The organism is Flagellimonas sp. B-3, assembly GCF_056857835.1.
The window spans coordinates 36,565-51,314 of sequence record NZ_JBSXNW010000012.1; the positions used below are offsets into that span (position 1 = coordinate 36,565).

At 40.6% G+C, this 14,750-nt stretch carries 13 protein-coding genes and 1 tRNA gene; 3 read left to right on the top strand and 11 right to left on the bottom strand.

The features are described 5' to 3' along the window. Positions 1 to 9 precede the first annotated feature (9 nt). Genes menD through AC13CS_RS01950 form a run of 3 tightly spaced genes read right to left on the bottom strand, consistent with a single transcriptional unit; the run spans position 10 to position 3,271 of the window. Positions 10 to 1,752 carry a 2-succinyl-5-enolpyruvyl-6-hydroxy-3-cyclohexene-1-carboxylic-acid synthase gene (menD, locus tag AC13CS_RS01940; protein ID WP_293162799.1) on the bottom strand — a complete coding sequence of 581 codons (1,743 nt, stop codon included), beginning with the start codon at positions 1,750 to 1,752 and terminating at the stop codon, positions 10 to 12. A gap of 54 nt (positions 1,753 to 1,806) precedes the next feature. Further along, entirely contained in the window at positions 1,807 to 2,868 is a 1,062-nt protein-coding gene (locus AC13CS_RS01945; RefSeq protein WP_293162796.1) for a chorismate-binding protein, read from the bottom strand. Beyond that, entirely contained in the window at positions 2,849 to 3,271 is a 423-nt protein-coding gene (locus AC13CS_RS01950) for a hotdog fold thioesterase (RefSeq protein WP_293162793.1), read from the bottom strand. Before AC13CS_RS01950 ends, AC13CS_RS01945 begins: the two co-directional genes overlap by 20 nt. Before the next feature lie 62 nt (positions 3,272 to 3,333). On the opposite strand from AC13CS_RS01950, the gene AC13CS_RS01955 reads away from it, so the two are divergent. Beyond that, positions 3,334 to 3,978, top strand: coding sequence for an alpha/beta hydrolase family protein (locus tag AC13CS_RS01955; protein ID WP_293162790.1), 645 nt, complete (start codon positions 3,334 to 3,336; stop codon positions 3,976 to 3,978). A gap of 199 nt (positions 3,979 to 4,177) precedes the next feature. Here the strand turns inward: AC13CS_RS01955 and AC13CS_RS01960 are convergent, their stop codons facing one another. Together AC13CS_RS01960 and AC13CS_RS01965 are read right to left on the bottom strand one after the other, a co-directional pair. Continuing rightward, the gene (locus AC13CS_RS01960; RefSeq protein WP_293162787.1) at positions 4,178 to 5,104 is read right to left on the bottom strand and encodes a hypothetical protein; all 927 of its coding nucleotides are present in this window, start codon (positions 5,102 to 5,104) and stop codon (positions 4,178 to 4,180) included. Positions 5,105 to 5,181: 77 nt separating this feature from the next. Then, positions 5,182 to 6,438: an FAD-dependent oxidoreductase gene (locus AC13CS_RS01965; protein ID WP_293162784.1), complete on the bottom strand. Its 1,257-nt coding sequence runs from the start codon at positions 6,436 to 6,438 to the stop codon at positions 5,182 to 5,184. Between the two features lie 133 nt (positions 6,439 to 6,571). Between AC13CS_RS01965 and AC13CS_RS01970 the strand changes: the two genes are divergently transcribed. After that, a complete protein-coding gene (locus tag AC13CS_RS01970; protein WP_293162781.1) occupies positions 6,572 to 8,128 on the top strand; it encodes a M28 family peptidase in 1,557 nt (518 codons plus the stop codon). Positions 8,129 to 8,355: 227 nt separating this feature from the next. Here AC13CS_RS01970 and AC13CS_RS01975 read toward each other — a convergent pair. Beyond that, positions 8,356 to 8,431 (bottom strand) — tRNA-His (locus AC13CS_RS01975). Between the two features lie 353 nt (positions 8,432 to 8,784). On the opposite strand from AC13CS_RS01975, the gene AC13CS_RS01980 reads away from it, so the two are divergent. Beyond that, positions 8,785 to 10,785 carry a tetratricopeptide repeat-containing sensor histidine kinase gene (locus tag AC13CS_RS01980; protein WP_482888335.1) on the top strand — a complete coding sequence of 667 codons (2,001 nt, stop codon included), beginning with the start codon at positions 8,785 to 8,787 and terminating at the stop codon, positions 10,783 to 10,785. Here AC13CS_RS01980 and bshB1 read toward each other — a convergent pair whose 3' ends face one another. The 5 genes from bshB1 to AC13CS_RS02005 form a co-directional block, all read right to left on the bottom strand. Next, positions 10,786 to 11,508 carry a bacillithiol biosynthesis deacetylase BshB1 gene (bshB1, locus tag AC13CS_RS01985; RefSeq protein ID WP_293162775.1) on the bottom strand — a complete coding sequence of 241 codons (723 nt, stop codon included), beginning with the start codon at positions 11,506 to 11,508 and terminating at the stop codon, positions 10,786 to 10,788. It abuts the gene before it with no gap. A gap of 6 nt (positions 11,509 to 11,514) precedes the next feature. Continuing rightward, a complete protein-coding gene (locus tag AC13CS_RS01990; RefSeq protein WP_293162772.1) occupies positions 11,515 to 12,684 on the bottom strand; it encodes a trans-sulfuration enzyme family protein in 1,170 nt (389 codons plus the stop codon). A gap of 19 nt (positions 12,685 to 12,703) precedes the next feature. Continuing rightward, positions 12,704 to 13,006 (bottom strand): type II toxin-antitoxin system RelE/ParE family toxin, encoded by a 303-nt coding sequence (locus AC13CS_RS01995; protein ID WP_293162769.1) that lies wholly within the window; start codon positions 13,004 to 13,006, stop codon positions 12,704 to 12,706. After that, the gene (locus AC13CS_RS02000; protein WP_293162766.1) at positions 12,990 to 13,223 is read right to left on the bottom strand and encodes a hypothetical protein; all 234 of its coding nucleotides are present in this window, start codon (positions 13,221 to 13,223) and stop codon (positions 12,990 to 12,992) included. Before AC13CS_RS02000 ends, AC13CS_RS01995 begins: the two co-directional genes overlap by 17 nt. 87 nt (positions 13,224 to 13,310) lie before the next feature. Beyond that, positions 13,311 to 14,720 (bottom strand): MATE family efflux transporter, encoded by a 1,410-nt coding sequence (locus tag AC13CS_RS02005; protein ID WP_293162763.1) that lies wholly within the window; start codon positions 14,718 to 14,720, stop codon positions 13,311 to 13,313. Positions 14,721 to 14,750 lie beyond the last annotated feature (30 nt).

The window sequence follows — 14,750 nt, forward strand, 5'->3', positions numbered from 1 at the left end:
GCTGAGGTTCTAAGATATGAAATCGAAGTACCCAAGCAAAATTTTATTGTTCAATACACGTGGTGTGGCGACTTCCAAGATTTTTGGTCTATCCGATTTTGAATAGAATTCTGCCAAACCTTGCTCCAGTTCTGTTTCATTTTGGGCAGTAATATGTTCAAAACCGTACATATTGGCCAAGTGCTGGGCCGATAATTTGTGACTGGTCTCAAAAAAGGTCTCAAACTCTTCCGTTTCCTCCATGCCAGGCAAAATCCTAAAAATTCCACCGCCCGAATTATTAATGAGAACAATCCTAAAATCTGGACGCATATAATTGTTCCACAAGGCATTGCTGTCGTAAAAAAAGCTTAGGTCGCCCGTAAGCAACACAGTAGGTTCTTTACTGTAAATAGAACTGCCCACGGCTGTTGATGTGGTACCGTCTATACCACTTGTGCCCCGGTTACAGAATACTTTCAATGATGCGTCCAAAGGAAAAAGCTGCGCATACCTTACCGTGGAACTGTTTGCCAAGTGCACTTGATACCCTTTGGGTATGTTTTTGATGATACGATCAAAAACGCTAAAATCGGAAAAAGGAATTTCCTTAAGATAGGTATCCCGTTTTGCTTCGTACTTATTCTTTTTGTTTTCCCAAAACGCCTTGTAATCGCTTGTTGGATTACTATTCTCTGAAACAACTTTTTTAAAAAACTGATTGGGATTTGTCTTGATGTGCTTCGTTAAGCAATAAAAAGTGTCGTTGGCCTTTTTGATGTCTACATGCCAATGCTGCTTGGGCTGATACTCACGTAAAAAAGCCTTTATTTTTTTGGAAACGATCAATCCTCCAAAAGTTACCAAAAGTTCTGGTTGCAATGCTTTAAAAAGTTCTTCCCTGTTCTTGGATTTTTCAATTGGTGCAATAATACTATCAATACTTTCGAAGAATTCCGGATAGTGTAAATTAGATGTGGTTTCGGTAAACACCAAAGTGTTTGGGTCCTGTGCCAAGCTTTCCAAAACTTCCGCTTCAATCGCGTTGGGTTGGTTTACGCCCACCAAAACCAGTTTACGTGGACTATTGTTCCATACCTTCGTTAATTCGGCCCAATTCTCCTCGCTTGAAGATTTTTGTTCCAAGTATTTTCCATCATCTTTAATTTGCACCGAAGGCTCCTCTACCCTGCCGTACAAAGGCTCCTCAAACGGAATGTTGATGTGAACGGGGCACTTTTCATCAAAAGCTAGTGCAAGAGCCTTGGCAATTTCCCGTTCATTGTACGATTGTATTTCCTCTTGCTCTTCATTTAATAATGACTTGCCAAATTTTGAAATGGCATCCGTTGCATGGGAAACATCCTGTTTCAAATTGGCGGAATAACCAATATGCTTTTCCAGTACATTTTCCTGCCGGATGGTTTGCCCATCACCAATATCAATTCGGTAGCTTGGTCTATCCGCAGAAACTACAATCAAGGGAATATCACTGTAAAAAGCTTCGGCAACGGCTGGATAAAAATTCAACATGGCACTGCCCGATGAACAGATTACCGCAACCGGTTCCTGCAAATGCTGCGCCATACCCATGGCAAAAAAAGCGGCACAACGCTCATCTACAATGCTGTAACATTTAAAAAAAGGATTTTTGGTAAAACTGATGGTCAAAGGGGCATTTCTGGACCCCGGTGAGATAACTATATTTTTAACGCCCCTTGATTTAAAATACAAAACCAAGGTTTGTGCGGAAGGTATATCTGAATACGTCATTAACTACAAAAATACATCATCTTGATGGTAAAACGATACTGGCAAAACATCAATTTACAAGATGCCCAACATGGTCTTACTTTTGTTTTGGGTCTCCATCCATTCACTTTCCGGGTCGGAGGCCTCGGTAATTCCTCCCCCAACAAAAATGAAAGCCTTACCATCATCCAATTGCATGCAACGAAGGTTTACGAACAAGGACAGCTCTCCTTGGGAACGTAAATTCAGTTCCCCTAAAAAGCCTGTGTAAAATGTTCTTTTGTAGTTCTCGTTGGCTTTAATAAATTGTTGCGCTTCTTCCGAGGGTATTCCACAGACCGCAGGAGTTGGGTGCAGGGCCCTGATTACTTCTTTGACATTGAGGTTGGGCAGCATGGTTCCACGCACCTCCGAACGCAAATGCCACAAATTACCTGCACGTACGGACTCGGCCTCATCAATTTCCAGCCGTTCCATGGTATGTGCCAATTTGTCGCCAATATACTCGGACACCATTTGCTGTTCCTCAATCTCTTTGTTGCCCCATTTAGGATCTTCATTCTGAATATAAGGTAACGTGGCGGCCAAGGACATGGTTTGTAATTTCTTGTCCTTTACTTTAACCAAAGTTTCAGGCGTTGCACCACACCAAGTCCCTACTTTGGGGTGATGAAAAAGATATCCAAAGGCATTCGGATAGGTGTTCAAAAGTGTTTTAAAGATTTTGACGGGAGATTTTGTGATGGACACCTCAATTTTTCTGGAAAGCACTACTTTTTGAAGCCTGCCCTTTTCAATTTCCTTGACTCCATTTTTAATCAATTGGATATGGGCGTCTTTCCCCGATTCATCCAAAGTAATCGTGTTTGCTTTTTGTGATTTTTCAGGATGAAACTCTCCTTGCCATACTTCATTGGGTTGAATCAGAACCACTTTATCCTCTGAATTAAAAGGGGCGAAAACAAAACCTTTTTCCGTAAAATCTTTGGAATAATGGAGCACATTGCCCGACTGAAATACGCCGACAATATTAGTATTATTTGGCTTCCGGTAAATCGCAAAGGGCAACCCTTTTTCCAAACAAGCCCCTGCCCTTTCCAAAATCTCTTCGAGAGCTTTATTTTCTGGGTAGTGCAATGGTAGTCAGTTTACAGTTGGAAATCAAACGGTCCTCCTCGTCGGTGATTTTTATCTCCCAAAGTTGGGTAGTCCTACCCTTGTGGAGAATGGACGCCTTGGCATACACAAAGCCTTCTTTTATGGAACGAACGTGGTTGGCGGCAATTTCGATACCGCGAACAAAAAACTTTTGTCCGTCCAAGAAAATATAGGATGCTGCACTTCCCACACTTTCGGCAAGTGCCACGGATGCTCCGCCATGCAATACACCATCGGGTTGGTGCACCTTGGGTGTTACGGGCATTTTGGCCAAGAGAAAATTTTCGCCGACATCAATATAGGTAATGTCCAACGTCTCCATTAATGTTCCCTTGCATATTTCGTTGCAAACGGACAGAATCTTCTCTTTATGCTCGTTCATCTTTCTATTTTTTGTAAAATTACACAAAGCTTTGGCAATAGCTAAATCAAGAGACCTCAATCATGTCCAACACAGAGAAGACCGTTACCTACACTACCGAAAATACCTATCTAACGCAGAATGAATTAACCCAAAAAACTAAAAATGTATGGTTGGTTTTTCATGGAATTGGCTATTTGAGCCGTTATTTTGTAAAATATTTTAATGGTTTGAATGCTGAGGAAAACTACATTATTGTTCCCCAAGCCCCATCCAAATATTATTTGAAGAACGAGTACAAATATGTTGGCGCCAGTTGGTTGACCAGGGAAAATACATCAATGGAAGTAAAAAACGTGCTCAACTATATTGATGCCGTACTTGAAGCAGAAAATATTCCAGAAGATGTGAATCTTATCCTTTTTGGGTTTTCACAAGGCGTTTCCATAGCTAGCCGATGGTTGGCAAGTAAAAAAGTAAATTGCAAACTGGTAGTTTTATATGCTGGTGGCATTCCGAACGAACTTACTACTGAAGATTTTGAGTTTTTGGATTACAGTTACACCGATATAAGAATAATTTATGGCAACCAAGATGAATTCTTGACCCCAGACCGACTTAAAGGCGAGAGAATCAAAATTGACAAGTTGTTCCAAGATAATGCGGAAACTACCATATTTGAAGGAGGGCACGAAGTGAAGCCCGATATCATCAAAAATTTGATTTAACTTTTTAGAGGTCAGTAGTAAAATACATACAATTTATGCATTTAAAATACTTGTTATCAGTTTTTTTAAATCGTTTTCCTATGTCAGTTCGAGCGCAGTCGAGAACTCTTTGAACGTCAAAAAAGGCTTCGATTGCACTCAGCCTGACACTTTTAGGCTATTTTTAGTATGTAAAAATATCTACTGACCTCTATAACTTTTAATTGGAGGTTTTTTCCTCTGGTACTTCCTCTTCGTAATACTCGATAGTTCTTGTGATATAGGTGTTACCTGGCGTTACAATCTGTTTTACCCAATTGCTGGGGGTATGGCTATCAAACTGAAAAATATATTTGTCCGTAGACTCCGTATTGATAGTTTTTTTCACCATTCTGCTCAATTTGCCGTCAGAGTAATGGTAATAGCGTTTTTGCTGCGATACAAACTCTTTCTCGGCCACATCGTACAGAAAGTCCTCACTTGTAACCAACTTACCATTGTCGTTAAAAACCTCTTCGTTGGCCGTATTGGGTTCACCATCAATATATTCCTTGGTCAAAACTGCTTCTTGGATGCCGTTTGGTCCTTTTTTGGTAGACGTTCTAACTGCTTTTTGAAGAATTCCGTTCGTAAAGGTGCTCACGGTATGCTCATTTTTAACTTGACCATATTCAAAAGTTGTCTCGTCCACCCCTTCACCATTGGACGATATAATACGGACTAATTTACCCTCATCATCATAATGGTACTGCTGTTGCTCCAAGAACTGTTTATCGTACGAAATGATTTTCTCAGTTACTTTTCGGTTGGGAACCGTATCAATCTCATAAAAATTTGCCATGGAAGTGGATTCGTCCAGCACATTGTTCTTATAACTTTCCATACGCTTTTCGACCAATTCGCCATTATCATATTTATAATAGGTAATGTCTTGGTCGGTATCGTTGTATTGGGTCACGGTTTTGGTCAAAATACCCTGCCTATCAAACTCAAACAACTCCTTTCCATAATCGGTGGTAACAAGACAGGATTTCACCTTGCCCTTCAAATCAAAATCTTTCACGGTAAAGATTTGCACCTCTTGGGACCACATTCCAACAATCTGTAAGAATGAAAAAAGTAGAAAAATGGTGTAGTGTTTTTTCATGCTGTAAAATTAGTCGTTAAAAACGCAACTGAAAAATCTAAACCGTATATATCATGCCCCTATTGGCAAGAAATCACCTAAAATTTACGTTCGGTGGCAAAAGGTGAAATATCCATGGACAATTTATCACCTGAAATGAGTTCCGTAACCAATTTACCAGTTGCAGGGCCCATGCTCCATCCCATCATGGCATGACCTGTTGCAATAGTCAAGTTTTGCATATTCTTGGGCCTTCCAATGTACGGAAGACCATCGGGCGATACGGGCCGTAGGCCACATTTTGCATTGTTCTTGGCTTTTTCGGGAATCTGGAACCCGTTGTAATATCCTTCAACACCTTTGGCAATGGCCTCTACCCTTTCCTTTCGGATGGTATGGTTAATTCCGGAAAATTCCATGGTTCCCGCAAAACGGGTAAATCCTTCCATGGGGGTTACCGCTATTTTCTTCTCCATTAAAATGGCGGGCATGGTAATATTTGTCGGCTCTTCTACATTGATTCTGTACCCCTTTCCCGCTTGCAATGGCAATTTTAAGCTCAATTTTTTTGATAGCTCGGAAGTCCATGACCCCGCAGCGAAAACTACTTCGTCCGCTTTGTAGGATGCTTTTGGGGTGGTAATCCCAGTTACTTTTCCGTCTGAAAGAGATACATCTGTTACGCCCTCATTTTTATGAATATCCACTCCGGACTTCTCCAGATACTCCACCATTCTTTTCATAATAAGCGGTGGTGTGGTATGCCTGTCGCACTCCCAAAGTATGGCTCCTTCTGCATTAAAATCTACATGGGGTTCTATTTTTTTTAAGTCCGATTTGGAAAGGTGTTTGCCCACCAAGCCCATTTTCGCCGCTTTTTCCACCACCTCCATTTCGTGGTCACGGGCTTTCTCGGTTTGGTACACCATCATCAACCCTTGGTCACCTATTTGAAAATCTCCCAAGTCACCTGAAGCTTGTATTCCTTCATACAATTCCCTGCTCAAAAGGTTGATGTCTCGAATAACAGACATGGACCGCTCTACCTTGGTTTGGGTGGCCGATTTTTTAAAAAGCCATGCCCATCGAATAAAGTCGAGATCCAGCCGTGGCTTCATATAAAAAGGGCTGGAAGAATTGAACATATACTTCAATCCCTGTGTAATCATACCTGGCGAAGCTAAGGAAACAATATGGCTCGGAGTAAGGTAGCCCGCATTTACAAACGAAGCTCCCGAATTCATATCCGATTTGTCCAGAACGGTTACCTGGTGTCCCGCTTTCTGTAAAAAATAAGCCGTTGAAAGTCCCACGATTCCACCCCCAACAACAATAACACTTTTGTTCTTGCCCATAGCTACAAGTTTTTGGTGTTCTTTAAAAGAAGCGCCAAGATACATAAAGGGCTGGAGAATGTTAATGCATATATTGAGATTTCTTTAGCAAACTTTTGACTATTTTTGGAGGATTTTGAAAACATACATACGAATGAAAAAACTATCCTTATTAGTCTTAGGCCTAGCCATTGCCTGTAATTCTTCCCAAAAAACCGTTTCAGAAGCCCCGCAACCCAAACCAATGGCAAGTCCGGTACCCTATGCGGAAACAATTACCCAAGAAGACTTAAAAGAACATTTATATACCTATGCTTCCGATGAGTTCGAAGGAAGGGAAACCGGTACTCCTGGGCAAAAAAAGGCAGTTGAATATATAAAGGCCCATTACGAATCTTTGGCTGTGCCCCCTGCCCAATCCAATGGGGACTATTTTCAGAAAGTTCCTTTAGAAGTGTCCAAAGTTCCGGAGGGAAGTTTACGTATAAATGATACATCTTTTGAGCTTGGGGAAGACATTTTAACTTTTTCCGAGGCCAAAGGAACCTACAACAATATTGTTTACGTGGGATACGGTATTGAGGATGGCGGTTATTCCGACTACGAAGGGATTGATGTTCAAGGAAAATATGTGCTCATAAAAGCGGGCGAACCTGTTGATGAAAATGGTGTTTACACAATTTCAGGAAATATGGAGAAATCGGTTTGGAGCAATGCATCCGAAGCTGTGGGCAAAAAACGGGACATTGCCCATGAAAAGGGAGCGTTAGGAGTTCTCTATTATGATATGCTGAGTTTCCCTAGGTTTCAGGGCTATTTTCAATTCATGAAGACCAACAATAGTGGTAGAATGCAATTGGCATCCGATGCGGGTGATGAAGTTCTGATTTATCTGAATGATGACGCTGCCAAAACCCTAAAGAGCGATATTGAAGAGGATAATGTGCCGAAATCCATCAATACAAACATTACAATGGATATTTCCAGTGGCAACGATGAAGTAAACTCCGAAAATGTAGTTGCCTTTGTTAAAGGCTCCGAAAAACCTGATGAGTATGTGGTTATTTCTTCACATTTGGACCATATTGGGATTACCGCCGATGGACAGATCAACAACGGTGCCGATGATGATGGTTCGGGAACAGTTGCATTGCTGGAGATTGCACAAGCATTCAAAAAAGCAGCAGATGAAGGCAATGGTCCCAAACGTTCCTTGGTTTTCTTGCATGTTACCGGAGAGGAGAAAGGACTTTTGGGTTCCAGATACTATACGGATGTTGATCCTGTCTTTCCTTTAGAAAACACCGTCGCCAACCTTAATATTGATATGATCGGTAGGATCGATCCAAAATATACGGGAGCGAGAAACTATCTGTATCTAATCGGTTCTGACAAATTGAGCACAGAACTCCATAATCTATCGGAAGAAGTGAACAAAAAATACACGAACATTGAGTTTGATTATACCTACAACGACGAAAACGACCCAAACCGATTTTACTACAGAAGCGATCACTACAATTTTGCGAAGAACAACATTCCGATCATATTCTACTTTAATGGTACGCATGCGGACTATCACCGCCCAACTGATACTCCTGACAAGATAAATTACGATCTTTTGGAAAACCGTACACGACTTATTTTCCATACCGCTTGGGAAATAGCGAACAGACCAAACCGATTGGTGGTTGATAAAGCTTCGGATTAAGTCCTGAGATATTTTTAAAAAAGTAAAAGCCCTCAACATGGAGGGCTTTTTTTATTGAGCCAAAAACAAAAAATCCCAAACCAGTCTTGGCTCAGGATTCTTTTCAAGTTTTTGGGTGGAAGACCGGGTTTACCTCGGCTACGCTCGGCACAGGCTTCTCACCCTTGTCCCATGCAGGAACAAAAAATCCCAAACCAGTCTTGGCTCGGGATTCTTCTCAAGTTTTTGGGTGGAAGACCGGGTTCGAACCGGCGACCTCTGGAACCACAATCCAGCGCTCTAACCAGCTGAGCTACAACCACCATTTAAAACGGATGCAAAAATACTTTTTTGTAATGATTCAACCAAAAGATTTTTCAATTTCCCTTAATTTATTATGCCTGTCTTCACTTCTTTCTTTTTCTGTAACATTACATCTGCCCGTAACTTACATTAAACCAAATCTGTACAATTTACCGACTAAATACACGTTTTTAAGACCAAACACACTTTTTTGGGCATTTCACAACATTTAATTCTTAAAAAGGTGCTCTGAATTTATTTTTGCATTAAATATTTTCACCTTAGCATTGTCAGAAAATAACCTCATATCCAATCGTAATAGCACACTTGCAAAATTAGTGCTTTGTGCCTTCACATTTTGTTTGTCCATACCTATGTTGGCACAGTCTAGCAAAAGAGATAGTCTGGCCTTTAAATTGCAACGATTGGAATCTACCAATAGATTCAACCCAAAAGATACTTCCCATATTAACCTTTTGTCCCGCTTGGCCTTTTCTTACAGATATTTGGATACTGACAGTTTGTACTCCATTGGCGAAAGGGTTTTAAAATACAGTAAGGACATTGACTATGCCTATGGTGAAATAAAAGGTTTGGATGCCCTTGGCAATTACTATTATAGTAAAGGTAATCGAGAAAAATCAATGCCACTCTTTAAGGAAGCATTGGAATTGGCGCAGGAAATTGAAAATATAGAGTGCGAAGTATCCCTAATAAACACGCTTGCACAAAACTATAGCTTTGAAGGAAATTATGCCGAAGCACTAAACTGGAACCTTAAGGGAATTGACCTGGCAAAGGAAGCGGGCAATCAACAAATGCTATCTATTCTCAATGAAAACATTGCTGGGCTGTATGCGGATCAAAAAGATTTTAAAAACGCCCTAATGTTCTACGATACGGTCCAAAAAATAAATAGAAGACTGGGCAATGAGGTAATTGATGCTGAAACGTATAGCAACATGGCATCGCTCTATAAAGATGCCAAGGATTACAAAAGTGCAATGTTCAACATTAACAGGAGCATAAACACTTTTGAAAAAAATAAAATATACGATTGGCTGGCTTATGCCTATCAGGTAAAAGGAGATATTTACCTAAATCAAAAAAAGTATAAATGGGCCCTGTACTGGTTCGACCAAAGCAACATGCTGTTTAAGCATCAAATTGAGGATGACAGAATAAAAATTGAATTAATGAACGGTATGGCCAAAGTGTATTTTGGATTGGAAAAAGATAGCCTTTCATTAAAATATGCCGAGGAAGGCCTGACTTTATCAAAAAAAATCAAATCACTCCAAGGACAAATTGATTGTTCGGAAACTTTGTACAAAGTACATAAGAAAAACGGTAATAACCCCGAGGCTTTGGCCTATTTAGAGACTTTTAAAACCTTGTCCGATTCCTTGTTCATGGACAAGAATAAACAGAGCTTATCACTTTTAGAGACCAAGCTGCAATACGAACAGGAAAAACAGGAACTGATCGAGGCCAATGAAGCGGCCCTTGCCAAGCAGCGTAACTATATCTATTTTTCGATAATCATTCTTTTCATCCTAAGTATAATACTGTTTGTAATCAGGAGAAGTGAGAATATCCAGAAAAAACTGAACAAAAAACTTAAGGATAAATCAGAAGCTGTAATCCAAAGGGAGGCCCAACTCCACGAAATCAACAAAACAAACACAAAGCTGTTCTCCATTATTGGTCACGATCTTAGAGGCCCCATTGGTGGGTTGCAGGGAATACTTAAAATGTTTACCGATGGTGATATTTCCACAAAAGAGCTTATTTCCTTTATTCCCAAACTAAAAACGGATGTGGAAAATATATCCTTTACCCTAAACAACCTTTTATCTTGGGGGTTGAACCAACTCAATGGTGTAGTCACCAAGCCTAAACGGGTATCTTTGTCATACCTTGTCGGCAATAACATCCGATTGTTATCGGAGATTGCAAAAAGTAAATCTATCAAAATTATAAACCAACTACCGGAAAACCCCCGTATTTGGGCCGATAATAATCAAATTGATATTGTTATCCGAAACCTGCTGAGCAATGCAATAAAGTTTACACCAGAGAACGGGCTTATCACCATTGAAGCACAGGAAAAGTCAGATATGTGGCAAGTATCCGTCCGAGATACTGGCATTGGTATGACCGCAGAAATGCAGCGTTCCATTTTTAAGGATTCTTCGAACATTACAACCTACGGTACCAATAACGAAAAAGGTACAGGTCTTGGTCTCTCGTTATGTAAGGAAATGGTGCACAAAAATAATGGTGAAATTTGGGTGGAAAGTATTCCGCGTAAGGGCACAACCTTTTATTTTACTGTACCCAAAGCACTGAATAGGTATCAAAAAGCTTCTTGATCAGATTAAATCTTCCAAGCTATCCACGCCAATATAGCGTTCCACGGTAAAGCCTTCCGCATATTCCACACCAATAATTCTTCCTAAATCCCTTGCTCTATAATTTACACTATCGGTAAAATTTTTACTGCTGATGGGTGTTTCCGGTTCTTCACTGTCTGGATCGTAGAATTGGGAGCTGTATGCCATGATTGCCTCGGTTTTCTTATCGATAAACCCGGATACATCCACTACAAAATCGGGCTCCAAATTTTTCCATTGAATAAAATGATAGACCAATTTAGGTCTCCAGGCATCCTGCCATTCATCACCTCCGTCCATTTTGGTGTCAATTTTCCTCAACCCGCTTAAAAAACAAGCGTCGCTTACTAACTTGCTACCTCTTCCATGATCAATATGGCGGTCATCAATGGCATTGCACAAAACAATTTCTGGCCTATATTTTCTGATTATTTTAATGAGTTCTAACTGATGTTCTTTATCATTTGTAAAGAAACCATCGGCAAACTCCATGTTTTCCCGAACAGCAACGCCCAATATTTCTGCGGCTTTAGCTGATTCTTTGTCTCTGATTTCGGCTGAACCACGGGTTCCGAGTTCGCCACGGGTCAAATCAACTATTCCCACTTTTTTTCCTTTGGAAACTTCTTTTGCTATAGTGGCTCCTGCTCCAAGTTCGGCATCATCAGGATGTGCGCCGAATACTAAAATGTCTAACTTCATATTGTTTTATGCGGTAACGGTCATGGATTTTACTTTGGCGATTGCCTGTTCAATATCCGCTATTAAATCTTCTGTTTTTTCAATTCCCAGCGAAAAACGAATCAATGAGTCCTTTATCCCCTGTTTTTCCCTATCCTCTGGGCTCATAAGGGCATGAGATGTTTGGGTGGGCGAAAGCACGGTACTTTCAATTCCCGCCAAACTCATGGAGGGTTTTATCAGTTTTAGTTCCTTAAAAAATAATGATGCGTCTATTTCCGAGGTCAATTCAAACGATAACATTCCACCAAAACCTTTCATCTGTGATTTTGCCAATTCGTGACCTGGATGGTCTTCCAAGCCAGGGTAATACACATTATCCACATCTTTGCTTTGCTTTAGATAGGTGGCCATTTTCATTGCATTCTCGTTTTGGGCCTTTACACGAATGGCCATGGTTTTGATGCTTCGTTCCAACAACCAGACCGTGTAATCGCTCAAACTTCCACCAAAGCAAATCCCTGTTTGGAACACCTTACCCATATTCTCTTGCGAAGCGGCAACCACACCTGCACAAATATCGGAATGTCCTCCCATATATTTTGTGGCACTGTGCACCACCACATCCACTCCAAAATCAATCGGATTTTGATTAACGGGGCTTGCAAAGGTATTGTCGATCATGGACAGGATTCCTTTCTTTTTGGCCAAATCTGCGACTCCTTTTACATCGGTAATCGTCAATAACGGATTGGAAGGGGTTTCCAAATACAGCACCTTGGTGTTCGGTTTGATTTCTTTTTCAAAATCTTCTACATCCCACCCTGTGGTAAAGGAATATTCAATTCCAAATCTCTCAAATTGGCTTACGGCAAAATGATAGGTTCCTCCGTAAATGGTCTGTTGCAGTACCACATGGTCACCAGCTTGCAAAAAAGTCATCAATGCCGTACTAATTGCTGCCATACCACTGCCAAAAATCAAAGCGGCCTCGGCATGTTCCAGGGCAGCCAGTTTTTTGCACAATGCTTCTTGATTGGGTGTGTTAAAGTATCTTGGGTATCTTTTGACAGCTACGTCTTCAAATTGGTAAGAGGTGCTCATGTACAATGGCGAAACAGCTCCTTTGAATTCTTTATCCTCCAATTCACCAACGTGGGTACAGATGGTATTGATTCCTTTTTTATCGCTTTTCATGTTGAGTCAGTTATCTTTATTATACGCTAAGTTTATCAGGGCTCTGTCTATTGGAAAATAGTGAAAGTACCTCTACCGAATCAGAGTTAATACGGTAATAAAGATTGGTGTATTTAGCAATGACAGCCCTTCGAATATCTTTTTTCTTTTTAGACGTTTGAAACAATTCAGGATTTTTGGAAATCAATTCAATAGTATGATCCAATTCTTGAGAAAAATTTTTCAATTCTCTTTCTGTCCAATTTTCCTCTAAATATGCAACTATCCCCTTCAATTCAGAGATTGCATTATGGGTCCAAAGAATTTTAAAGCCACTTGTCATACAATTTCTTCACATTTGAATGTGATTCCATTTTTCCCGAGGCCGCATCCTCTATTCCTTTTGCAATGGACTTTTTTTCTTCATTGGAGATTTCTTTCCACCAATTGGCTTTCTCACTTTCTCGAAGTTTCATTATTTTTTCAATAATGGATTCATCATTCAGAGTTGATAGCCACTGAATCAATTCAATCTTTTTATCTTGAATGTTTATGTCCATAAGTCCAAAATTACGATTTTGTACCTGCTCAACTCCTACTTCGTAGTTTAGATTCTGTTGCAGGTCCAATCAAAGATACGAAACCCATCATACTTGGACTTTCTTCCACTTTCCTTTTTTAAACCATACCATGGCCAAAACAGCCAACAATACTTCTGCCAAAGTGATCGCCACAAAAACACCTGTTGCTCCCCAGCCCAAAACTAAGGCCGATATATAGGCCAACGGCAATTGGAACAACCAGAACGATATCAAATTTATCTTGGTCGGGGTTCGGGTATCCCCTGCCCCATTAAAGGCTTGGGTCACCACCATACCGTAAGCATAAAAAATATAGCCAATGGCGATCACTTGAAGACAAAGCGCACCGCTCTTGACTACTTCAGGCGTTGTGTTGAACCAAGAAATAATAGAATTCGCAAAAATGAGGTATCCCAATGAAACGGTTCCCATAAACCAAGCATTGTATTTTCCTGTTTTCCATACGGATTGTTCTGCCCTATCCGGTTGTTTGGCTCCCAGATTTTGTCCAACCAAAGTTGCAGCTGCATTGCTCATGCCCCAAGATGGCATTAAGGTGAACATCATCACCCTTATGGCTATGGTGTAACCTGCCAAAACTTCACTTCCGAATTCGGACATGATACGCATAAGGAAAATCCAACTGGACGTTCCAATCAAAAATTGGGCAATCCCTCCTAGAGAAACTTTGATCAAACCGATCATAACCTTAAGGTTAAGGACCAAATCCTTGGCCACCAATTTAATTTTGCCCCAACCAAAGAACAAAATTCCCAACTGAAAAATTACGGCGGTTCCTCTACCAATATTGGTAGCAACAGCTGCTCCCTTAACCCCCATTTCCGGAATAGGACCAAAACCAAATATGAACATGGGGTCCAAAATAATATTGAGTCCGTTGGAAAGCACCAAGGCCCACATGGCAATAGATGCATTACCTGCACCCCGAAAAATGGCATTGATCAAAAATAGAAGGACAACTGTAATATTACCTCCGATCAAAAATTGGGTGTAGCCGTAGCCTTCTTCAATTAAATCCGGTTCCCCGCCCATTAGAGCCAAAATGTCCTTGGCGTAGAAGATTCCAATAATTCCAATTACTACGGAAATTACTACCCCTAAACTAATGGCTTGTACTGCGGCAATTCTGGCGCCGTCTACATCTTTTTCACCGATCCTACGTGCAACAACGGCTGTGGCGGCCATACTAAGTCCAATGGCCAAGGCATACACCAAAGTGATTACGGATTCCGTGAGCCCAATAGTGGCCACGGCATTAACGCTTACTCTGGAAACATAAGCTATGTCCACCAAAGCAAAAATGGACTCCATGAGCATTTCCAAGATCATGGGGATGGAAAGCATAAATATGGCCTTGCGGATGCTGCCTGAGGTGAATTCAGTTTCTTTACCAGAAATAGCTATCCAAAAATAATGGATGAATTTTTTAAATGAATTTGTATGTTGATGAGTCATTATAAAAGAATTATGTGTGTAAAAAGTGTT

What these genes read in the sequence shown, in the direction of transcription:
- menD (WP_293162799.1), bottom strand. Translation starts at nt 1,752, where the DNA reads ATGACGTATTCAGATATACCTTCCGCACAAACCTTGGTTTTGTATTTT.
- AC13CS_RS01950 (WP_293162793.1), bottom strand. Translation starts at nt 3,271, where the DNA reads ATGAACGAGCATAAAGAGAAGATTCTGTCCGTTTGCAACGAAATATGC.
- AC13CS_RS01955 (WP_293162790.1), top strand. Translation starts at nt 3,334, where the DNA reads ATGTCCAACACAGAGAAGACCGTTACCTACACTACCGAAAATACCTAT.
- AC13CS_RS01960 (WP_293162787.1), bottom strand. Translation starts at nt 5,104, where the DNA reads ATGAAAAAACACTACACCATTTTTCTACTTTTTTCATTCTTACAGATT.
- AC13CS_RS01965 (WP_293162784.1), bottom strand. Translation starts at nt 6,438, where the DNA reads ATGGGCAAGAACAAAAGTGTTATTGTTGTTGGGGGTGGAATCGTGGGA.
- AC13CS_RS01970 (WP_293162781.1), top strand. Translation starts at nt 6,572, where the DNA reads ATGAAAAAACTATCCTTATTAGTCTTAGGCCTAGCCATTGCCTGTAAT.
- AC13CS_RS01980 (WP_482888335.1), top strand. Translation starts at nt 8,785, where the DNA reads ATGTTGGCACAGTCTAGCAAAAGAGATAGTCTGGCCTTTAAATTGCAA.
- bshB1 (WP_293162775.1), bottom strand. Translation starts at nt 11,508, where the DNA reads ATGAAGTTAGACATTTTAGTATTCGGCGCACATCCTGATGATGCCGAA.
- AC13CS_RS01990 (WP_293162772.1), bottom strand. Translation starts at nt 12,684, where the DNA reads ATGAAAAGCGATAAAAAAGGAATCAATACCATCTGTACCCACGTTGGT.
- AC13CS_RS01995 (WP_293162769.1), bottom strand. Translation starts at nt 13,006, where the DNA reads ATGACAAGTGGCTTTAAAATTCTTTGGACCCATAATGCAATCTCTGAA.
- AC13CS_RS02000 (WP_293162766.1), bottom strand. Translation starts at nt 13,223, where the DNA reads ATGGACATAAACATTCAAGATAAAAAGATTGAATTGATTCAGTGGCTA.
- AC13CS_RS02005 (WP_293162763.1), bottom strand. Translation starts at nt 14,720, where the DNA reads ATGACTCATCAACATACAAATTCATTTAAAAAATTCATCCATTATTTT.